Annotated in this window: 18 protein-coding genes; 10 read left to right on the plus strand and 8 right to left on the minus strand. The window is 68.9% G+C overall.

What is annotated here, in order from left to right:
• Window positions 1–34 precede the first annotated feature (34 nt).
• From NBY69_RS15610 to NBY69_RS15625, 4 genes are all read left to right on the plus strand, one after another.
• Complete coding sequence (locus NBY69_RS15610; RefSeq protein WP_250301503.1) at window positions 35–1,504, plus strand: FGGY-family carbohydrate kinase; 1,470 nt, start codon at window positions 35–37, stop codon at window positions 1,502–1,504.
• A 215-nt stretch (window positions 1,505–1,719) separates the two neighbouring features.
• Window positions 1,720–3,024: an MFS transporter gene (locus NBY69_RS15615; RefSeq protein ID WP_250301504.1), complete on the plus strand. Its 1,305-nt coding sequence runs from the start codon at window positions 1,720–1,722 to the stop codon at window positions 3,022–3,024.
• A 287-nt stretch (window positions 3,025–3,311) separates the two neighbouring features.
• Window positions 3,312–3,788, plus strand: a complete 477-nt coding sequence (locus tag NBY69_RS15620) for a TlpA disulfide reductase family protein (RefSeq protein ID WP_308409483.1) — start codon at window positions 3,312–3,314, stop codon at window positions 3,786–3,788.
• A 699-nt stretch (window positions 3,789–4,487) separates the two neighbouring features.
• A complete protein-coding gene (locus tag NBY69_RS15625) occupies window positions 4,488–5,195 on the plus strand; it encodes a transglycosylase SLT domain-containing protein (protein ID WP_250301506.1) in 708 nt (235 codons plus the stop codon).
• Window positions 5,196–5,424: 229 nt separating this feature from the next.
• Here NBY69_RS15625 and NBY69_RS15630 read toward each other — a convergent pair whose 3' ends face one another.
• The 4 genes from NBY69_RS15630 to NBY69_RS15645 form a co-directional block, all read right to left on the minus strand.
• Window positions 5,425–6,198, minus strand: coding sequence for a GNAT family N-acetyltransferase (locus tag NBY69_RS15630; RefSeq protein WP_250301507.1), 774 nt, complete (start codon window positions 6,196–6,198; stop codon window positions 5,425–5,427).
• Window positions 6,195–7,115, minus strand: a complete 921-nt coding sequence (locus tag NBY69_RS15635; protein ID WP_250301508.1) for an NADP-dependent oxidoreductase — start codon at window positions 7,113–7,115, stop codon at window positions 6,195–6,197. The genes NBY69_RS15630 and NBY69_RS15635 overlap by 4 nt, the downstream gene beginning before the upstream one ends.
• Window positions 7,116–7,272: 157 nt before the next feature.
• Entirely contained in the window at window positions 7,273–7,755 is a 483-nt protein-coding gene (locus NBY69_RS15640; protein ID WP_250301509.1) for an SgcJ/EcaC family oxidoreductase, read from the minus strand.
• A 73-nt stretch (window positions 7,756–7,828) separates the two neighbouring features.
• Complete coding sequence (locus tag NBY69_RS15645) at window positions 7,829–8,698, minus strand: D-alanyl-D-alanine carboxypeptidase family protein (protein ID WP_250301510.1); 870 nt, start codon at window positions 8,696–8,698, stop codon at window positions 7,829–7,831.
• 283 nt (window positions 8,699–8,981) lie between these two features.
• Here NBY69_RS15645 and NBY69_RS15650 point away from each other — a divergent pair, with 283 nt between their 5' ends.
• The 3 genes from NBY69_RS15650 to NBY69_RS15660 all read left to right on the plus strand — a co-directional run bounded on the left by NBY69_RS15650 (window position 8,982) and on the right by NBY69_RS15660 (window position 12,740).
• Complete coding sequence (locus tag NBY69_RS15650; RefSeq protein ID WP_250301511.1) at window positions 8,982–9,635, plus strand: TetR family transcriptional regulator; 654 nt, start codon at window positions 8,982–8,984, stop codon at window positions 9,633–9,635.
• Window positions 9,632–10,396, plus strand: a complete 765-nt coding sequence (locus tag NBY69_RS15655; protein WP_250301512.1) for a glucose 1-dehydrogenase — start codon at window positions 9,632–9,634, stop codon at window positions 10,394–10,396. The genes NBY69_RS15650 and NBY69_RS15655 overlap by 4 nt, the downstream gene beginning before the upstream one ends.
• Window positions 10,397–10,706: 310 nt before the next feature.
• Window positions 10,707–12,740 (plus strand): NB-ARC domain-containing protein, encoded by a 2,034-nt coding sequence (locus NBY69_RS15660; protein WP_250301513.1) that lies wholly within the window; start codon window positions 10,707–10,709, stop codon window positions 12,738–12,740.
• 103 nt (window positions 12,741–12,843) lie between these two features.
• On the opposite strand, the gene NBY69_RS15665 is transcribed toward NBY69_RS15660, so the two are convergent.
• Window positions 12,844–13,344, minus strand: a complete 501-nt coding sequence (locus NBY69_RS15665) for a GNAT family N-acetyltransferase (RefSeq protein WP_250301514.1) — start codon at window positions 13,342–13,344, stop codon at window positions 12,844–12,846.
• A gap of 13 nt (window positions 13,345–13,357) precedes the next feature.
• A complete protein-coding gene (locus NBY69_RS15670) occupies window positions 13,358–15,496 on the minus strand; it encodes a phosphocholine-specific phospholipase C (protein WP_250301515.1) in 2,139 nt (712 codons plus the stop codon).
• Window positions 15,497–15,942: 446 nt separating this feature from the next.
• Between NBY69_RS15670 and NBY69_RS15675 the strand changes: the two genes are divergently transcribed.
• Window positions 15,943–16,269 carry a (2Fe-2S)-binding protein gene (locus NBY69_RS15675; protein ID WP_250301516.1) on the plus strand — a complete coding sequence of 109 codons (327 nt, stop codon included), beginning with the start codon at window positions 15,943–15,945 and terminating at the stop codon, window positions 16,267–16,269.
• 166 nt (window positions 16,270–16,435) lie between these two features.
• On the opposite strand, the gene NBY69_RS15680 is transcribed toward NBY69_RS15675, so the two are convergent.
• Window positions 16,436–17,113, minus strand: coding sequence for an SDR family NAD(P)-dependent oxidoreductase (locus NBY69_RS15680; RefSeq protein WP_250301517.1), 678 nt, complete (start codon window positions 17,111–17,113; stop codon window positions 16,436–16,438).
• A 209-nt stretch (window positions 17,114–17,322) separates the two neighbouring features.
• Between NBY69_RS15680 and NBY69_RS15685 the strand changes: the two genes are divergently transcribed.
• Window positions 17,323–18,225 carry a helix-turn-helix transcriptional regulator gene (locus NBY69_RS15685; protein WP_250301518.1) on the plus strand — a complete coding sequence of 301 codons (903 nt, stop codon included), beginning with the start codon at window positions 17,323–17,325 and terminating at the stop codon, window positions 18,223–18,225.
• 129 nt (window positions 18,226–18,354) lie between these two features.
• Window positions 18,355–19,425 (plus strand): PhlD, encoded by a 1,071-nt coding sequence (locus NBY69_RS15690; RefSeq protein WP_250301519.1) that lies wholly within the window; start codon window positions 18,355–18,357, stop codon window positions 19,423–19,425.
• A 47-nt stretch (window positions 19,426–19,472) separates the two neighbouring features.
• Here NBY69_RS15690 and NBY69_RS15695 read toward each other — a convergent pair whose 3' ends face one another.
• Window positions 19,473–20,153 carry a class I SAM-dependent methyltransferase gene (locus tag NBY69_RS15695; RefSeq protein WP_250301520.1) on the minus strand — a complete coding sequence of 227 codons (681 nt, stop codon included), beginning with the start codon at window positions 20,151–20,153 and terminating at the stop codon, window positions 19,473–19,475.
• Window positions 20,154–20,285: the final 132 nt, after the last annotated feature.

Genomic DNA, 20,285 nt, shown 5'->3' on the forward strand with positions numbered 1-20,285 from the left:
CGGGCATCCGTGCACGAAAGGACCCACCCCGCACATGAGCTCCACGGCCGACGCCCCGCGTGCTCCCGTCCCCGTCGTGGCCGGTATCGATGTGGCCACCGCCGCGGTGAGGGTGCTGTGTGCCGACGCCCGCGGACGGGTCGTCGCCGAGGGCCGGGCGGCGCTCCCCCAGCCGGTACGCGGCGCGGGCGGCAGCAGTGAGCAGGATGCCCGCAGCTGGTGGCCCGCCACGGCCGCAGCCCTGCGGGAGGCCACGGCGAAGCTGCCGGGCGGCGGCCGGGAGGTGATCGCGGTCGCCGTCTCCGCCACCTCCGGAACGCTGGTGCCGACAGGCCCGGACGGCGAACCGGTGGGCCCGGCCCTGATGTACGACGACCGGCGCGCCGCCGCTGTCAACGCGCGGGCACAAGAACTGGGCGAGCCCCGCTGGCGGGCGCTGGGACTGTCCGTCGGTCCGACAGCCGCCCTGGGGAGGCTCGTCCAGTGCGTCGAGCGGGCCCTTCCCGGGCAACTCGTCCTGCACACACCTGAGTTGATCGGCCGCAGACTGACCGGCCACCCGGTCGCCGTCGATTGGAGCCACGCGCTGAAGAGCGGCTACGACCCGCGCGCCGGCGAGTGGGCCACCGAGGTCCTGGACGCCCTCGGCGTGCCTTCCGACCTGCTCCCCGCGGTGCAGGCCCCGGCCACCCCGGCCGGTTCGGTCTCGGTTTCCGCCGCGGCGGAGACGGGGCTGCCTGCGGGCTGCCAGGTCCGGCTCGGCATGACGGACGGATGCGCGGGCCAGATCGCGACCGGCGCCGTGGAGCCGGGCCGTTTCGTGGGCGTGCTCGGGACGACGTACGTCCTCAAGGGGGTCACCCGGGAGCTGGTCACCGATCCGGCGGGGGCCCTCTACAGCCATCGCCACCCGGACGGTTACTGGCTGCCCGGCGGCGCGTCCAACACCGGTGGCGAGGCGCTGGCCGCGGTGGATCCGGCCCGGCTTCCAGGACTGGACGCCGCGGCGGACGCCCGTGGTCCCGCTTCGTGCCTGAGCTACCCGCTGCGCCGCGAGGGCGAGCGGTTCCCTTTCGTCTCCGGCGACGCGCGCGGCTTCTCCACCGGTACGCCGCTGGACGAGGCGGACGAGCACCGGGCAGCGCTGGAGGGCGTCGCCTTCCTGGAGCGCCTCGCACTGGAGCGCGTACAGGAACTGGGTGTCGAGGTGCTGGGTCCGCTGTACACGGCGGGCGGCGGCAGTCGCAGTGCCCTGTGGACCCGTGTCCGCGCCACGGTTCTCGGCCGGCCGCTGTGCGTGGCCGAGCGGGCCGAGACCGCGTTCGGCGCAGCGCTGCTGGCCGCCGCCGGCACACTGCACCCGGACCTCTCGGCGAGCGCGGCGGCCATGGCAGGAACGGGAATCCTGGTCGATCCGGTGGAGCGGGAGCAGGCCGCGCTGGAGGAGTCGTACCAGGGTTTCGTCACGGAACTGAGCACGCGTGGCTGGCTGAACACCGGCTGAAACGGCTCCGTTCCCGGGCGTCGCACGAGGGCGGGAATTCAATCAGCCCGTTCAGGAATTCAGCCGAACCGTTCGCCCGCCATTCGGCACGGCAGGACACCTCGCTCTGTTCATTGCCGGGATAATCGGTGCACGGACGCACGGTCCCGCCGTACACGTACGCGTCGATGTGACCGATCCTGCCGAAGCCGCCATGAACAGAGCCGGAGAACCGCATGTTCCCTCAGGAGAAAGACGCTTTCAGCGATACCGCTGGGGCGCCGGTGGAGGAGTCGGAAAAGACGACGCGTGAACACTGGAAGTGCTCCGCCCTCGCCGGTATGGCGGCATACATGGACGCGGGTTCGATCGTCGCGTTAGGTGCGGGACTCGTCCTGTTCCAGTCGTACCTGCACCTGAGCGACAGCGCGGTGGGACTTCTTGCCGCGCTGGGACCGAATGCCATCGGCTGCGCGATCGGCGCGTTCATCGGCGGTCGACTGGGCGACAAGCTGGGTCGCAAGCGCATTTTCAAGTACGACCTGCTGGTGTATGCGGCGGGAATCCTGTGCATCGCCCTGGCCGTCAATTCACCCATGCTTTTCGGAGGCACTTTCGTCGTCGGCCTCGCCGTGGGAGCCGACGTGCCGACCTCGCTGGCCCTGGTCGGCGAATTCGCGCCGGCCACGGCACGCGGCAAACTCCTCGGCTTCACCCAGGTGGCGTGGTGCCTGGGCCCGGTGATCGTCCTCCTGCTCGCCCTCGTCCTGACCCCGCTGGGCCTGCTCGGCATCCGGATCGTGTTCCTGCAGTTGTTCGTCGTGTCACTGGTGACCTGGGCCCTGCGAAGGGGATTGTCCGAATCAGTGCGCTGGCAATCGGCTGCCGCCTCCCCGGCCCTGGTCAAGCGCTCCCTCGGCGCACTGTTCCGGGGCGCCAATCGCAGAGCTCTGATCTGGACGGGGACGATCTACCTCTTCTGGGGGCTGGCCGCCGCGACCAACGGAATCTTCACCCCTTACATGATCAAGACACTTCATGCCGGAAGTCAGTCCGCCGGTGTGGGCCTCTCCTGTGCGGGATTCGCGGTGACCATCGGCTCGGCGTTCTTTTTCATGAGATACGCCGACCGAAGCCATCTGACCAGGAAATGGATGTGGGGCGTGGGCGGGGCGATGCAGGTGATCGCCTACCTGATCTATCTGGTCCTTCCCTTCACCATCCCGGTGATCATCCTCAATATTCTGCTCTTCTCCGTGGGTGGGACCTTCGCAGGAGAGCCGCTCTACAAAATCTTCAGCCAGGAACTGTTCCCGACGATGCTGCGGGGCACCGCGCAGGGCCTCACCTTCGGCCTCTCGCGCACGTTCGTCGGTATCTGGAGCCTCTTCGTCCCCACTCTCGCGAGCACCGGAATCCGGCCCGTAGCCGGATTGCTGACCGTTTTCCTGCTGATCAGCGCCGTTGTCGGATTCGCCTTCATGCCCGATACGGCGGGCAAGCCGCTGGAGGAGATCCAAGCGGAGCGCGCCTTCGCCTGAGTACTCAGCCCCTGGCCGACGGCGCCCGGACCGGCGCCGCACCTTCGTGGTGCCGACCGTGCCGGCCGTTCCGGTGGCGGGCACACCGCCCGATGCGGTGACAGGCCCGGGAAGCCGACCGCGTAGGAGGCGTGCGAACATTTCACATGCCTCCTACGCGTCCCGCTCGCCGTAACAGCGCTCTCCGCCGCACCGCCTTGTCCGGCGCAACTCTCTTGGCCTGCACGCTCGTTCTGTCGGCCTGTGATTCCGGGACCGGAGCGGGCAGTTCCAAGGACACCGGTCGGGTGACCGACGCCGACGGCATCGTCTCCGTCCGGAAGAGCGACCGCACGTCCGCACCCGAGCTCTCGGGCAAGGACCTCCGGGGCAGTGCGCTCGATGTGCGTGCCGCCTACCGCGGGAAGGTCGTGGTGGTGAATTTCTGGGGTTCGTGGTGTCCGCCCTGTCGCGAGGAAGCCAAGAACCTGGTGAGGGTATCCGGGCAACTGGCGCCCAAGGGCGTGGAGTTCGTCGGGATCAATACCCGTGACAGGCCAGGACCCGCCAGGGCCTTCGAGAAGGACCACGGCGTTCCGTACCGGAGCCTGGACGACCCGACCGGCAAGCTGCTCCTCCGCTTCCCTCCGGGCACCCTGAATCCGCAGACCCTCCCCTCCACCGTGGTCCTCGACCGGAACGGGAAGATCGCCGCGCGGAGGGCGGGTGCCATCAGCGAGGCGCAGCTGCACAAGATGATCGATCCGGTGATCGCGGAGAAGTAGTTCCGCGTGCGTGGGCCCCTCGACAGCCGGGCCGGCGCGAGGTCCGCACGGCCGGTGCGAGGTCCGCACGGCTGCAGGGTCCGCACGGCTGCAGGGTGCGCCGTATCGCCGACCTCACGTTCCGTAGCGAGTCCGTCCCCCACCATCGGGTTCCGGGCCGGGAGCCCCTCGGCGGCACGGATCCGGCCCGTACTCCCCTCTCTGTACAGGGGAGACCGGATCCTGAGAGGCACCCGCTCGCCCAGGGCCCTGGCGGCAACGGCCCGCCCCTCCACCGGCAGAGCGGCCGAACTGTGACGGCCGTCTCGCCCAACTGCGGTCCCCCCAGCCGGATTCCCCCACCCGCGCACCCGTATTTCCGTGTGACCCACACAACTTCGGAACGCCTTCGAGGCGCCCTGCCCGGTGACGCCAGACACAGGACCTAGGTCACGTACGAAGGCGGATAGTCGACCCTCTCCCCGGGCACACACGGAAAAAACGGCCACAATTTCGGGCATTTCACACGATCTCACGATGAGGGGTAGTACAAGGGGGCATTGCCTCCACTGATGGGGCGCGCTAACCATGGATCTCGGCAAGCACCGAGAACGAGCCAGCGACCAACGCCAACCGGCGAACGCGGCCAAGCCACTCGGTCCCGCCAGATACGCGCCGCCGAAGGCCACCCCCCGTTGCCCCCGTATGGAAGAGGCCCGCATGCCCCGCTTCACCCTGCCCCGCGTCACCCTGCCCCGCACCACCCGCAAGCACAAGATCGCCACCGCTGTCCTCGTCGCGGCAGGCGCCAGCACCGCTGTGGTGGCCACCGTCGTGCCGAGCAGCGCGCAGCCCCCGGCGTCGCACGCTTCCGCAGCGGTCAAGCCGGTCTCCACCAACGGTCTCCCGGCGAAGAGCACGACCAAGGACGCGGCCAAGGACACCAAGGCGGACGCGAAGAAGACGGACACGGCGAAGCAGGCTGCGAAGAGCAAGCCCTCCACTTCCGCCGCCGACCACGCCAAGGCCGCCGCTGCCGCGAAGAAGAAGCACGTCGCGAAGGAAGCCGCCAACCGCTCCACGGTGCGCAAGGCCCCCGTGGTCTACAAGAACAACCTCGACGGCTGGATCAAGCAGTCGCTCGCCATCATGAAGGCCAAGGGCATTCCCGGTACCTACGAGGGTCTGCACCGCAACATCATGCGTGAGTCGAGCGGCAACCCGAACGCCGTCAACAACTGGGACATCAACGCCCGGAACGGCATCCCCTCCAAGGGACTCCTCCAGGTGATCCAGCCCACGTTCGACAGGTACCACGTCAAGGGCACGGCCAACAAGCTGACCGACCCCGTCGCGAACCTGACCGCTGCGGCCAACTACGCGGCCCACCGCTACGGCTCGATCGACAACGTCAACTCCGCCTACTGAGACGGGTGAAGAGAGCCACGCCACTCGACGCGTCGGCACTTCACCGCCCCGGCAGCGCGGCTCGTCGGCCGGACCGACGAGCCGCCGGCACCACGGGCGACTTCGCTTCGCCCGGCCCCGGTCAACCGCACCCGTAAGAACCGGCTCACCCGGCCCGTCCGCCGGCTGACGCCCGCGGCCCCCGGCCCGCCCGCCAACGGGGGCCCGCCCCGCACACCCGAATTCCCGCTCAAGCGAACGGCCCGGCCACGCGCCGGGCTTTCCGCTGTCCCGGCCCGGCCTGCTCGGCACCGGACCGCTGCGGCGGTACGAGCGCCGAAAGGAACGAGGTCCGGCGACGGAGCCGGAACCCCAGCGATTCGTACAACCGGATCGCGTCGGTGTTGGCCGCCGACGCATGCAGGAACGGTGTCTCGTCCCGCTCCCTGATCTCATGGGCGACAGCCCGTACGAGCCTGCTGCCCAGTCCTTGTCCGCGCACGGCCTCATCGGTGCAGACGCCGCTGATCTCACTCCAGCCCGGCGGGTGCAGCCGCTCCCCGGCCATGGCGACGAGAACACCTTCGCGCCGGACACCCAGATACGTTCCGAGCTCGACCGTACGCGGCAGAAACGGTCCCGGCCGGGTGCGGGCCACCAGTTCGAGCATCTCCGGCACATCGTCGGCACCGAGCCGTACGGCTTCCGGGTCGGGGGCCGCCTCCACCCCGTCGTCGACGAGCTGGACGCCCTCGGCGTGGAAGGTGCGCTCCCAGCTGTCCGGTGGCGGCCGGCGGAACGCGGTGAGGGTGACAGCCCCACCGGGCCCGGCGAGCGCGGCCGCATCGGCCCAGTCCGACGCGTCCGGGGTGTCGGGCAGCGCGAACCAGGGCGACACCCCGGCCGGGTAGCGCAGTACGCGGCCCCTGCGCTCGGCGAACCGGGCGTGCGGGCCGGTCAGCGAGGCACGGACCGGATTGTCCAGCGGATGGGTCGCGTGAGCGGCCTGGTCCGGGATGGTCATCCGGCCACCCCGATCACGATCTTGCCCCGGGTGTGCCCGCCCTCCACGGCCCGCAACGCTTCGGCGGCCTCGGCCAGCGGGAAGGTCCGCGTGACATACGTGCGCAGGACGCCGCTGACGGCGAGGCGCGCCACTTCGTCGAGGACTGCGGCGTTACGGGCCCGTTCGACGGCAGCCCCGCCGAGTTCCACGGCCAGCGGCTTGCCTCCGGCGCTGATCAGCCGCGTACGGTCGGTGACCAGCCCGGCCACGGCCCGCAGCGCGTCACCGCCGACCAGGTCGAAGACCGCGTCGACGCCGTTCGGGGCTACCGTCCGTACCCGCTCGGTGACGCCGGGTCCGGAGGTGATGTGCACCGCGCCGAGCGATTCGACGAAGTTCTTCTTGTCCGCGCTCGCGGTGCCGACGACGCGTACACCGAGATGGCGGGCGATCTGGACGGCGGCCACGCCGACCCCGCCACCCGCGCCGTTGACCAGCAGGGTCGAGCCGGGCGCGGGACCGAGCTGGCGCACGCCGTCGTAGGCGGTGGCTGCCGCGACCGGCAGCACAGCGGCGTCGGTGAACGACAGAGCGTCCGGCTTGTGCGCGGTGACGGCGACGGGCATCAGCGTGTACTCGGCGTAACCGCCGGTCAGCGGGTTTCCGAAGACGGCCTGACCGGGTTCGAACCCTTCGACGCCCGGACCGGTCCGCTCCACGATTCCGGCGGCCTCGCTGCCGAAGACGACGGGAAACGTCGGTGGCTCGCTGCCGGGCCTGCGGTATCCGGTCCGCAGTTTCCAGTCGACCGGGTTCACCCCGGCCGCCCGGACGGCGACGAGCAGTTCACCGGGTCCGGGGACCGGTACCTCCTGCTCGACGAAGGCCTCTGCTTCCGGCCCGCCACTGCGGGTGAATACGTATGCCCTGGGCATGAGCTCCCTCACTCCGGTTCAGCACATCGGCCCCCTGCGCGGCCTCCGTCGGATCAGCAGCGAAAAGCCGGTTCCCCCTGCACGTATTCCCGGGGGCCGGAACGTTCACCGGGCTGCAACAAGCGGCGCCGCCGGATTCTCGTCGCGTCCGTACCGTCTACAGGCCCTGCTCCGGCGCGCCCTTGAGGACCTGCCGGAGCTCTTCGGTCTGCTGCTCCACGAGTTCCGGACGGCCGTGGTGGGCCGCCGGAGTGTTCTGGAACAGCGCCACCGACCAGGTTCCGTCCCGGAATTCGGCGACCAGGGTCTGTACGGCGTTCACCGCGGGCTCCAGATCCGTCTGCCCGGGTGGCACCATCCCGACGATCGCGTGGAGCACGACCGCGTCCCTGCCCAGCGGCCGTACGTCCCGCACCTTCGACACGAAGGTGGCCGTCGGATGGTTGGCGAAGATCGGCGTCAGGTGGTCCTCGACCTCCGAGCCGCGTACCTGGCTGCCGTCGAAGCCGACCAGGAGCCCGTCAGGGACGAACAGTGCCGCGAAGCCCCGCGCGTCCCGGCGGTTCCAGGCGCCCAGCACTTCCTCGTAGCGGCGGCGCGCCGCGTCCTGCGCGGAACCGCGCTCAGGTGTCCCGTCCATAACGGCATCCTGGCACAGAGGCCTGCTCGCGGCCTTCCGGTCGCGAGCAGGCCTCCTCGGAATGCTGGACGGGCTACTTCTTGAAGCCGTAGTCCATCAGCTTCTTCACGTCCGCGGTACGGGTCGTCTCCGAGGTGGAGGCGAGCACCGTGCCGATGACCGTCTTGCTGCCCCGGGTGGCGGCGAAGACCAGGCAGTACTTGGCCTCCGGGCCGGACCCGGTCTTGACCCCGATGGTCCCCGAGTAACTGCTGAGCAGTTTGTTGGTGTTGGTCCACGACATGTAGCGGTAGCCGCCACTCTTCGTCGTGACCTTCTGCTTCGTGGACTTCGTCTTCACGACCGTGCGGAACGTGGAGTACTTCATCGCGTTGCTGGCGAGCTTCGTCAGGTCGCGCGGCGTCGAGTAGTTCGAGCCGCCCCCTATGCCGTCGAACGAATCGAAGTGGGTGTTCTTCAATCCGAGGCTCTTGGCGGTGGAGTTCATCTGGCCGATGAACGACTTGACGCGTGCGGCGCGCGTGGAACCGCTGCCGTACTTGTCGGCCAGCGCGTACGCCGCGTCACAGCCGGACGGAAGCATCAGACCGTACAGCAGCTGCCGGACGGTGACCTTGTCGCCCACGATCAGGTGGGCGGACGAGGCGTTCTTCGACACGATGTAGTCGCTGTACGCCTTCTGGATCGTGACCTTCGAATCCAGATTGAGGTTCTTCTTGGCCAGCACCACCCGGATCGTCATGATCTTCGTGGTGGAGCCGGTGGAACGACGGGTGTCCGCGGCCTTGGTGAAGAGGGTCTTCCCCGAGCCGTTGTTCATCACGAAGCCGCCCTTGGCGACGATCGTGGGCGTCTTGGGCGTGGCCGCCTGCGCCGAGGCGCCGAACGCCCCAGCGGCCGTCACCGCACCAGCGGTGACAGCGACGACCGAAACGCGACGCATGCCCTTAATGCCAATTTTCAAGGTGGATGCTCCAAATGCCGCTACAGCGCGGCCCCATGGGAGGGCCGCTCGCACATGAGACGAACGAAAGGGCCCAATGGATGTGGGCTCCGGGAAGATTTCTCAGATTTCCGGACGCACCCACTTCGGACGGCTCCGCGGGTGGACGTGGCGCGCGGGCCCCGACGGCCCGCTCACACTCGCGCACGCCCCCCGACCACACCCGGTACACCCACCGGCCAGCCCATTCGCTTTTAATAATGCCCAGCATTAGAATTGCCGCATGGCGAGAACATCAGGGCCCGAGACCCGGGAGAAACTGATCCGCGCGGCCGAGGAGATCTTCGCGGCGCAGGGCGTCGACGGCGCTCAACTGCGCGACATCATCCGGCTGGCCGGGCAGAGCAACCCGTCAGCCGTGCAGTACCACTTCGGTTCGCGCAACGGCCTGCTGAACGCCGTGATGGCCGGGCGCCAGCAGCGTACGGAGCAGGTGCTGCGCACTCTGATCGGCGAGGACGATCACGACCTGCGCGGGCTGCTCACCGCACTCGTCACCGCCGAGGCGAGCGAGCTGCGTACCGAGCGCGGGCAGCGGTGCCTCCAGATCTCGGCGCAGCTCAGCCATGAGAGCGGGGTCCGCAGCCGCACCCCGCACCCCACCCTTGAGGGGACCGTCTACTGGCTGCTCATCGGACGGCTCGACGAGTGCCTGGACACCCTGCCCGAACCGGTCCGGCTGGAACGGCTGGACCTGGCGCTGACCCTGGTCGGCGCGGCGATGGCGGACCGCGCCCGCCAGTACCTCACCGGCGCGACGCCCCTCACCGGCGAGCCGCTCTTCGCCGCCGACCTGGTGGCGATGACAGCCGCCCTGCTGACGGCGCCCGTACCGGACGAATCCCCCGCACCTGAAGAACGAAGGAAAGAATCATGAACGACCTCACCGACAAGACCGTCATCATCACCGGCGGCGCACGCGGCCTGGGCGCAGAAGCCGCACGGCAGGCGGTCGCGGCCGGCGCCAACGTGGTGATCACGGACGTCCTGGACGAGGAGGGCAACGCGACCGCCGCCGAACTCGGCGCGCGCGCCCGCTTCCTGCGGCACGACGTCACGTCCGAGGAGGACTGGGCCCGGGTCACCGCGTTCGCGACCGCCGAGTTCGGCGGGATCCACGGGCTCGTCAACAATGCCGGTATCTCGACCGGCCAGCTCCTGGAGGCCGAGTCCGTCGAGCACTTCCGCAAGGTTCTCGACATCAACCTCACCGGCGTCTTCATCGGTATGAAGTCCGTCATCCCCGCGATGAAGGAGAACGGCAGCGGTTCCATCGTCAACATCTCCTCGGCCGCGGGCCTGATGGGTCTGGCGCTGACCGCCGGTTACGGCGCGTCCAAGTGGGGCGTGCGCGGCCTGACCAAGATCGGCGCCGTGGAGCTGGGTACCGCGCGGATCCGTGTCAACTCGGTCCACCCCGGCATGACGTACACGCCGATGACCGCCTCGGTCGGCATCCAGCAGGGCGAGGGGAACTACCCGAACACCCCCATGGGCCGGGTCGGCGAGCCGCACGAGATCGCGGGCGCCGTGGTGTTCCTGCTCTCCGACGCCGCGTCGTACGTCACCGGGGCCGAGCTCGCCGTCGACGGCGGCTGGACCACCGGACCGACGGTGAAGTACGTCATGGGTCAGTGAGGTGACGACGGCACGGGTGCTGGTTCCGGCGACCGAGCGTCAGCCACTCCCCCGCCGGGCAGCTCTCCCGGCTCCGCACCCGTACCGTTCCGCTGCGCCCGGTACGCGGGCACTCGTACACGCTCCGCCGCTCCGGCCGGGGCGCATGTTCCACTCTGTTCCGTGTGGATACCAACTAAGAACTGATGTCGCCACATAACGCCAACACGTGGCGCTTCTTGAACACTTGACATTCACTATCAGCCAATTCTGGCCGTTCCTCGCCGCGGGTATCGGCCTTCGATCGCGACGGGTCCAAGATGTACGCGTGGTGGGCAATCTTCCCGTCGTGACGACCAGTTTCGTCGGCCGAATCAGCGAACTGGGCGATGCGGCACGGGCACTTGAGAAACACCGGCTGGTCACGCTCACGGGCAGTGGCGGAGTCGGCAAGAGCAGGCTGGCTCTTCGCGCCGCCGACCGGGCGAGCGAGCGGTACGCCGACGGCGTGTGGTGGGCCGACCTGTCCCATCTCTACGACGACCGATTGCTCATCGGCACCGTCTCCGATGCCGTCGGGCTCCTGGACCACGACCTGGCGCGCCCCGTGGAGGCGCTCTGCGAGCGGCTCGCCGACAGGAATCTGCTGCTCGTCCTGGACTGCTGCGAGCGGATCATCGACTCGTGCAGCCACCTGGTGCGCGAACTCCTGGCTGCCGCACCGGGACTGGCCGTCCTCGCCACCAGCCGAAAGCCTCTCGGCGTGCGCGGCGAATACCGCCTGGACGTACCCCCGCTGGCTGCGGGCGGTGACGGCGAGGAGGCCATGCGGCTCTTCCGCGACCGCGCCGCTACCGCCGCGCCGCATGTCTCGCTCGACACCCCCGGCACCACCGCGGCAGCCGTCCGGATCTGCCGCCGGCTGGAGGGAATTCCGCTCGCCCTCGAACTGGCCTGCGCCCGGCTCGCGGAGAACAGCGTCGAGCAGATCGCCGACCGGCTCGGGTCCCGGCTCGATTTCCTCACCGACCGGACCGTATGGCCCGAGCGCCACCGGGCCCTGCGCACCGCCATCGGCTGGAGCCACGAGCTCTGCACCCCCACCGAGCGCCTGCTCTGGGCCAGGCTCTCCGTCTTTCCCGGCGCCATCGAGGAAGCGGACGCCCAGGCGGTCTGTTCCGGCGGCCCGCTCCGCGCCGACGCCATTCCCGCGCTCATGGCGAGGCTCGCCACCCAGTCCGTGCTGCAGCACAACGGCTCCCGGTACCGGATGCTCGACACCCTGCGCGAATACGGAGCCATGTGGCTCGACGAACTGGACGAGCGGAAACCCCTCGCGCAACGGCACGCCGAACACTTCGCCGATGTCGCACGCCAGGCACACACCTGCTGGCTCGGCCCGCAGCAGGTCGCCTGGTACCGCAGGATCGCCGAGACCGACGCGGATCTGTGCGCCGCCCTGGACCATCTCCTCGCGGAAGGTTCCGAGAAGGCCGTGGAGATGGCGGGCTGCACCGGGCTCTTCTGGAGCTGCTGCGGCCACCTTCAACGGGCCCGCGTCTATCTCGAACGGGCCCTGCGGCTCGACTCCGGCCGGAGCAAGCACCACACCCGCGCCCTGTGGGCACTGGGCATCACCCTCACGCTGCAGGGCGACCACGAGTCCGCACGGGAGTTCGGCGAGCGGTGCAGCGTCGCCGCATGGCACGACCACGACGCGGAATCCATGCTCTCCGCAGCCCATCTCGTCAGTTTCAACTACCTGATGATGGGCCGGCCGCAGACCGCTCACGACGTCAGCGACCACGCCCTGCGCAGCCTGCCCGGCGACCCGCTGGCCGCCCCCTCACAACTGCGGTGCCGGGTGATAAGAGTCTTCGCCCTGTCCGCTCTCGGCCGTCTCGACGACGCGTACGAGGACGCCACGAACCTCCAGCAACTCAGCCTGCGCTACGGCGAGTACTGGGCCCGCGCGTACGCCGACCACCAACTCGCCCTGATACACCTCCTGCAGGGTCGGCCCCGTGAGGCGGAGGACCACGCACGCTCGATGCTCGCGGGCAAGTACCAGCTGCGGGACAGCCTGGGCATCGCCCTCGGTCTCGATCTGCTGGCCGGTGCGATCGCGGCGCAGGGCGACGGCGTGGAGGCCGCCCGCACCTCAGGAACGGGCCATGTCTACTGGCGCATGATCGGCCACCCGCACCGCGGCACACCGGAACTCGGTGTGATCCGCGACGCGTGGGAGCGGCAGGCGCGTGAGGCGGCGGGAGATCCGGCGTACGACAGTGCCTACCACCGGAGTCTCACCGCCGATGCGGAAAGCGGGCTCGTGCGCGCCCTGCAGGGCCACCTGCCCTCGTAGCCCGTACCCGCCCGGCCGGGCGAACGGGCAGGCAGTCGGCCGGTGACCGGACGTCAGCACCGGTCACCGGCGACTGCTCACCGCTCGCGTACCGCGAACGCACTCACCCCGCGGTGACGCACGCGCCCGGTCGGCGCACCATGTGCACGTCGACCGGGTCCTCGTCCTCCACGGTGAATCCGTGCCGCTCGTAGAGCCGTCGGGCGGCGCTGCCCTGCAGCACGTGGAGACGGACAGGCACGCCTTCCGTATCGGTCCGCTCCAGCAGCGTGCGCAGGACAGCGGAGCCGAGCCCCCGCCCCTGGACCCCGGGGTCGAGGTAGAAGCTCTCCAGCCATTGCCCCTGCGGCGCCGGGCGGAGCGTGACGCAGCCTGCGAGAGATCCATCGACCACGATGACCGAGGTGTACTGCGCGGAGAAGGAATCGCGCAGCCGCTGCCGGACCCGGTGCTCGTCGAACCGGCCGAGCCGTTCCAGATCCGGCCGCATCACCGTCGCCCGCAGCTCCGCGATCGTCTCCACATCGGCGGAACTCGCGGAACGCAGTGACCAGGGGGGCGTCCGGACCGCGGCGAGTTCGGCCTCCCGGGTATTCGCTTCCATGATCGACATTGTCTCAGGAGCCGTGCGGGCCCGGGTCACTGGTGCTGGGGCGGCCGTTCTCCAGATGTCCCGACCAGCGGCGCCGGTACGGCGTGCCGCTCTCCCCGGCCCCGGATTCGGTGACCGTGATGTCGTACCAGCCGGAGTGGGCGCGCACCGACACCGTGACCTCCGTGGAGGCGCCGGCGTGCAGGCGGTGGGTCTTGCCGCTGCCCTTCGTTCCGTAGGCGTCAGCGACCAGCACCGTACGTGTGGTCCGCCCGTGGTTGGTGATCCGGATCCGGATCCGGTCACCCCCGTCGTGGCTGAACCGCGCCCGCAGCCCGTCCGCGGCGGAACCGGCGAACTCGCAGAGGGTGCCGTTGGGACCGTACGCGGCGAGCTGGTAGGCACCACCGGTCGCCGCGGTCTGCCAGTAGTCGCTCAGGGTGTCCCGGGCGGAGACGGTGTAGCGGCGCGGGGCCGACTGGGGGTGCTTGCGGTCGTAGACGTAGAAGGCGGCGCCGGCCCGACCCCGGTTGGCGAGGTCCAGCTGGAACCGCCCCTTGTGCTCGTCGCCCTCGTTGACCAGCACGTCGTACGGCAGGGCGCGGGCCCGCCGGACGCCCGGCTCCTGGGACGGCATGCTCTGGGGCAGCGGCACCTGGTACGGCTTGCCCTCGGAAGTGATCGGCGCGGGAACCTGGATGGAGACCGGAGCGGGGTTCGCCCCGGAGAAGTCGAGTGCCGAGGTGAGGTCACCGCAGACGGAACGGCGCCAGGCGCTGATGTTCGGCTCGTGGATACCGAACCTGGCCTCCAGGAACTGCAGCACCGAAGTGTGGTCGAAGGTCTCCGAGCACACCCAGCCACCGCGCGACCAGGGCGAGACGACCAACAGCGGGACCCGCGGCCCGAGTCCGATGGGCTGGAGGCCGCCCGGATCCGCGCCGGGAACCAGCGGGCTCATCTCGCCCGGGTACTTGCCGAGGTCGAGGATCTCGTCGCCGAGGCTCCTCACCAGATCGCGGGAGACCATGCCCTGGGCGTCGGGCCCGCTGGTGACCGGCGGCATGGGCGGTACGACATGGTCGAAGAGGCCGTCGTTCTCGTCGTAGTTGACGATGAAGACGGTACGGCCCCAGACCTCGGGGTTGGAGGTGAGCGCCTCCAGCACCAGGTTGATGTACGTGGCCCCGTCGGTCGGCGATGCGGACGGGTGCTCGGAGTACTTGTACGGCGGGACGATCCAGGAGACCTGCGGGAGCGTGCCGTGTTCGACGTCGGCGCGGAACTCCTTGAGGGTGTGGTCCGAAGCACCCTTCTCCACGAGCGGCCCGCTCGCCCCCTCGGCCACCTGGTACTTCTCGAAGAACATCAGGGAGTTGTCGGTGTAGTTGTCCGTGGGGCTGCCCGGTTCACCGGTGCCCCCCTGGTACAGCTTCCAGCTGACCTTCGCGGCCTCCAGCCGTTCCGGATACGTGGTCCAGGTGTACCCGTTGGTGTTGTTGCGCTCGCTCAGACCGGGGCCGTTGGGCCGCCGTCCGTACACATTGCGCGGGTCGCTGGTGCCGGTCCACAGATGGATCCGATTGGGCGCCGTGTCGGCGTGCACCGAGCAGAAATAGGAGTCGCAGATGGTGAACGCCTCGGCCAGGGCGTAGTGGTAGAGCAGGTCCTGGCGCTTGAGGTAGCCCATCGTGAGGGCGTCCTGCTTCTGGTTCACCCACTGGTCGTGGCGCCCCTGGTTCCAGGCCAGGTGGCCGCTGCTCCAGCCGTGGTCGGTGCCCGCCAGGTACTCGGAGGTGTTCTTGGGGTCGATGTACCACGGCAGCACCTCGGTCGCGCTGTCCGGCAGGCCGCGGGAGTTGTACCGTCCGGTGTGCGTCGCGGCGGCCGGCTGGTGCCAGACCGGTTTGCCGTCGGGCAGCAGTGCCGGACGCGGGTCGCCGAAGCCCCGTACCCCGCGGAGGCCACCGAAGTAGTGGTCGAAGGAACGGTTCTCCTGCATGAGGATCACCACGTGCTGGACGTCCTTGAGCGACCGGCTGCGGGAGAGCGCGGGCAGGGCCATGGCCTTGCCGATCGCCGGCGGGAACATGGAGAGGGCGGCGGCAGATGCGGCTGTCGCGCCGCCTGCCTGGAGGAAGCGCCGACGATCAAACGTGGCCATGTGTATGCAACTTTCTGCTGTTGACAAGGGAGTTCCGAGCACTCCCGATCATTCAGAGCAGCAGTGCTTTTCGAGTGGACCTCTGGCGGACACTGGGTGATCGACCGGACAATTTTGCGTTTCCGCAGCTCGGACCGGGTCGAGGAATCACCTGTGCGGGACGGGCACCCGATGGACCGGAGCGGTTCACGGTTCACCACTGCCGCCCGGGGGCGACGAGTCACCGGAGAAACGGGACGCGACCGGCTGATCGGCATCGTGGCGCGTTCTCGATCGTGAAGAAAAGCTGGTTTCACTAGGACTTTTTCGATATCGGTCCATCCGCCGTGAAACACCCGGTCCGTACCGTCGAATTTTGCCCAAGCTGTGTCTCAAAACATTCGTTCTGCTTGCTCAGGACCGTGAGGATCTCGACAACGGCACATCCGCGCCCATAACGTCGCGCCATGACAACCCCACCGGATGACCGGCGGTTCCGGCGCGAGATGGCCGTGGCGCACAGGTCTGGATGGCATCTCATCGACTTGCTCAGCGCATTGCCGGAGCCCGGCGATTCGCTGATGGTGACTGTCTTTGGTGAGCCCGTCGTAGTCAGCCGCAATGCTGTCGACGGTGAGCTGGAGGCATTTCGGTGCGTGCGACGGCCACGTGGCGCGCCACAGCCCGTCAGGTGTGTCATCCGCTACGGAATGATCTTTGTGAACCTGCAGCCCGACGATCACGAGCACATCTCGTCCGACACCCTACGAACAGCCACCCCCCGGAGCGCCTGAGGCGATTCCCCCCGTCACACCGGATCGCCCAGGCGCTCACCTCACACAGCGGCGCCACCGTGACCTGAACACGGTGGCGCCGCTGTGCTTTCTGCCCGCGCCTCGGCAGAGAGCCGGGCCGGAACGCCGATGCCGCTCAACAGTCGGCACAGCGCTGGGCAGGACGTCAGGAGACCATGAGCAAACGGCTTTCCACCCCGATGTATTCGCCATTAACTCCGTCGGCATCAGGCGACGCCAGCAGCTTGACGTTCTTGGCCGCCGCTGCCAGCAGCGCGGAATCGACGGACGGATGCCAGGCCGACGCCGTACGGGCGGCGCTGCGTGCGGACACGCGACGGCCCAGCGGCGAATTCAGGGTGACGACATTGCAGGTGATGCCGTGAAGTGCCTCGTCCCGGGACATCTGGCTGACGAAGCCCCGGAGCGCCGCCTCGGAGGTGCTGCCGAACTGCCTTGCGGAAAGGCCGTCCTGGCCGGAGGCGCGGAGAAAGATGATCCGCCCCTGTCCACTCGCCCGCAGGCCCGGCATGGCCCTGCGGATCAGACGGAAGGTACCGATGATCCCGTTGTCGGCGACCGAGACGAACCGGTCATCCCTGAGCATCAGATCGCAGGACAGGTCGATGGACGCGATAATGATGTCGACCGGGCCGTGACACTGTTCGACAAGTGCCAGCGCGCCGTCGATCTGGGATTCGTCCGTCACGTCGCACGGCACGGACAGATCGGGGCCCACGGGCGCATCCGGGCCGGAGTACGTCACGGCGACCCTGTCACCGCACTCTTGCAGCGCCTTCGTGATCCCCAGGCTTACCTCGCTGTGACCATCAACGATGAGCACGGACCGGTGGGATGGCATTGCAAGTCTCCTACCTTTCGCGACTGCAGCAGACACTCTGCACTGTTCACCTACGACACGGCAGAGTCTTGCGGCCGTCGCCTAGTCTTTCCACGCAAAAGACCTGCTGATAATTGCAGGCCCGCTACTCAGCGGGCAGTTACGGGGGAAATGTGACGCTCTCCGCCCAAGATGCGGCTGCGTTGAGATCCTTGCTGGAGAGCCGTCGGGCCGCCATCGCGCCCGAGACGGTGGGATACGCCGAGCGCAGCGGAGCGGGCCGCCCGGTGAACGGGCTCAGCCAGGAACAGATCGACACCCTGACCCAGCGGGCCCGGGGCACCTACGGACGGCTGATCAACGGACCCGAGCACCGGCCCAATCCGGCCTATCTCGCGAGTCTGGCGAGGCTGTTGAGGATGACGGAGCAGGAATGGACGGCGCTGTACTGGCTGACGCGCCGTGAAGTGCCCGCGCCCCTGCACAACACCTCCGGAATGGAGGTCCCCGGAGCCTGGGGGGCCGTGGAGCTGATTCACGGGGTGATCGCCTACCTGGTCGACTCGGCCTGGAATCTCATCACGTGCAATCAGGAGTACCGGGATCTCTTCCCCGGGGCCGTCCCGCCGGAGAACGCCCTGCTGTTCATGGCCGCGCATCCGGAGCGCCATACCCTGCTGCTGGACTGGGAACGCAGTTGGGCGCCCTTCGTGCTGGGCCAGTTGCGCCGGGCCGCCCAGGAGAGGCCGGACAACAAGGATCTCGCCCGGATCGAGGAGTACGTGCAGCGCGACCCGGTGGCCGGCCCTCTCTACGCGGACATCCCATTTCTGGCCCTGCCGTTCCCCGATGGGGCGCAACGCCCCTTGCGTCATCCCCAGTTGGGCGAGGGCATGGTGAGTGTCTGCGCGGCGGAACCGGTGAGTTCGACGGGGGCCAGGCTCATTCTGCTGGCCTTTCGGCCGGGCCCGCCGAGCGAACACCGCAGAGACCCCGATCTACGGGCCGACCGGTCCGCCTATGCCCGATCGCCTTTCTGGAAAGGAGAATTGACGGACCAGCAGGTGATTCACGACGGCGGGACCGACCGCGAAGGAAGCGCATCCCGGGCCTGACCACGGCAGACGGTTCCCCTTCGGGCGTAGCCGGAAGCACGACCGGCCGCAGCAACTCCCATGAACGAACGGTCGTACTGACGTACGTTGTTGGCACGGAATCTCGAATACATGTGTGGGAGCTGCCCAATGCCCGTCTACGTCAGCCGTCCTGCGATCGCCCTGCCTCGATTCAGGGTGGACACGCGTGCGATCATCGATGACATCGCACGCCATCATCCGGACGATCCGCGGCTGAAAGTGTACGAGCGGGTGATCGGCAATCTCCAGGTGGACAACCGCCATTTCGTGGCCCCCCTGGATTCCCCGGCCATCGCGGGGGACGCCGACATCACGGAACGGGTCCGGTCAGGTTTCGGGCACGCCGTCCGGATGGGCGAGGAAGCCGCGCGCGGGGCCCTGGAGCGCGCGGCCGTCCAGCCGTCGGAGATCGACGCGATCGTCACCTCGCACTCCACGACCTGGGGCATACCCGGTCTCGACGTTCAACTCGCCAATGCTCTGGGACTCCCGGTCCGGGCCCGGCGCATCGCGATGACCACGCTCGCCTGCGCAGGCGGCATCCAGGCGCTGGTACGTGCCGCGGAGTTCGCCGCCGCCCGGCCGGGTTCCAAGGTCCTGGTCGTGGTCTCGGAAGTCATCAGCTCCGTCTACAACCACCGCGACACGAACATCCAGAGCATGATCTACAAGGCACTCTTCGGGGACTCGGCCGGTGCCTGCGTCGTCTCCACGGAGCCGCCGCCCGAGCCCGGCCTGCGCATCGAGGACCCGGTGGCCGCGCACACCTTCGAACTGCTCCTGCACCACACGGAGGACTTCTACAGCGGAAGCCTGGACACCAGCGGGCTCCACTTCGACAGCACCAAGGCGGGACAGAAGGGGGCAGCGGAGTCGATGCCGTACGTTCTTGACTGGCTGGACCACAAGGTTCCCGACTGGGCCGTCATCCACCCGGGAAGCCCCGGCATCATCACCGATGTGGCCAAGAGCCTGGGACTCGGCGAGGAACACACCCGGCATTCCCGTGCCGTACTGGCCGAGACGGGAAGCCTGGGCGGCGTCAGCGTGCTGGCCATCCTGGACAAGCTGCACGGCACGCCGCCCTCCGCCGGTGAATCCGGTGTCGCTCTGGCCTTCGGCCCGGGGTTCGTCACCGCCGCCCTGCGCTGCTCCTGGGCGGGGCCGGACCCCAGCTGACACACGCCCCCGCCCGGAGCGTGCGCCGCCCCGGACGCCGTCGCGGGTCATTCCGGTTTGCGTGCCGTGACGCCCATGACCACGGGAGTGGGAGCGCCGTGCTCGGCGAAGCCTTCGAGTATCAGCCCGGCGTCCAGGAACGCGTTCAGCAGACCGGGCAGCGAAAGGTGTCCGGCCCCGACCTTGTCCCGTATCCCACGGTCCGTCCAGGACTCCTTCGTCCGCCGCCCGTCGAGATAGCCGGGCCGGACCACCACGGCGTCGGGGTCACCGCGGTCGACGAACCCTCCGCAGAAGCACGGGTGAACGCCGATGTGCACGAACACGCCGCCGGGGCGCAGCACTCTGGCAGCCTCGCGGAGCACGTCCGGATAACTGGGCATGTCCGTGTGCACCATGACCGCGAGGACCGCCGGAACGGAGGCGTCGCGGACGGGGAGACACGCGGCGTCGCCCCGCACGACCGCCATACGGTCACGGGCGTGCCGCAGCATCCCGCCGGATATGTCCACACCGACCGGCGTGCGGCCGAGGCGGCGCACCCGGTCGGCGTGGATGCCGGTACCGCAGCCGATCTCCAGGCAGGTCCCGGTTCCCGCGCCGAGGAGCTGACCGAGCAATCCGCCGAGGGCGCGGGGATTGCCGTCGGAGTTCTCGGCGTCCCGGCCGCCGAGAAACTCCTGTTCGTACCAGTCCGCGATCTCGTCGTAAGCCGCCGTCGATGTCATTCGCCCGCCCGTTCCGCCGTCGCCACCGCCCTGGTCCTCCCCAGGGCCCGACCGGCCGGCTGCTGCGGCCGGTCTTCCCTCAACTGCCCCCGGCCGAGCCGCTCCATCCGGCTTCCGCTCCGGGCAGAACCT

The organism is Streptomyces sp. A 4/2 (assembly GCF_940670765.1).
Taxonomy (GTDB): Bacteria; Actinomycetota; Actinomycetes; order Streptomycetales; family Streptomycetaceae; genus Streptomyces.

Coding starts and splice junctions, on each gene's coding strand:
- NBY69_RS15615 (WP_250301504.1), top strand. CDS start 1,720: ATGTTCCCTCAGGAGAAAGACGCTTTCAGCGATACCGCTGGGGCGCCG.
- NBY69_RS15650 (WP_250301511.1), top strand. CDS start 8,982: ATGGCGAGAACATCAGGGCCCGAGACCCGGGAGAAACTGATCCGCGCG.
- NBY69_RS15645 (WP_250301510.1), bottom strand. CDS start 8,698: ATGCGTCGCGTTTCGGTCGTCGCTGTCACCGCTGGTGCGGTGACGGCC.
- NBY69_RS15690 (WP_250301519.1), top strand. CDS start 18,355: ATGCCCGTCTACGTCAGCCGTCCTGCGATCGCCCTGCCTCGATTCAGG.
- NBY69_RS15675 (WP_250301516.1), top strand. CDS start 15,943: ATGACAACCCCACCGGATGACCGGCGGTTCCGGCGCGAGATGGCCGTG.
- NBY69_RS15625 (WP_250301506.1), top strand. CDS start 4,488: ATGCCCCGCTTCACCCTGCCCCGCGTCACCCTGCCCCGCACCACCCGC.
- NBY69_RS15630 (WP_250301507.1), bottom strand. CDS start 6,198: ATGACCATCCCGGACCAGGCCGCTCACGCGACCCATCCGCTGGACAAT.
- NBY69_RS15655 (WP_250301512.1), top strand. CDS start 9,632: ATGAACGACCTCACCGACAAGACCGTCATCATCACCGGCGGCGCACGC.
- NBY69_RS15665 (WP_250301514.1), bottom strand. CDS start 13,344: ATGGAAGCGAATACCCGGGAGGCCGAACTCGCCGCGGTCCGGACGCCC.
- NBY69_RS15695 (WP_250301520.1), bottom strand. CDS start 20,153: ATGACATCGACGGCGGCTTACGACGAGATCGCGGACTGGTACGAACAG.
- NBY69_RS15635 (WP_250301508.1), bottom strand. CDS start 7,115: ATGCCCAGGGCATACGTATTCACCCGCAGTGGCGGGCCGGAAGCAGAG.
- NBY69_RS15670 (WP_250301515.1), bottom strand. CDS start 15,496: ATGGCCACGTTTGATCGTCGGCGCTTCCTCCAGGCAGGCGGCGCGACA.
- NBY69_RS15610 (WP_250301503.1), top strand. CDS start 35: ATGAGCTCCACGGCCGACGCCCCGCGTGCTCCCGTCCCCGTCGTGGCC.
- NBY69_RS15640 (WP_250301509.1), bottom strand. CDS start 7,755: ATGGACGGGACACCTGAGCGCGGTTCCGCGCAGGACGCGGCGCGCCGC.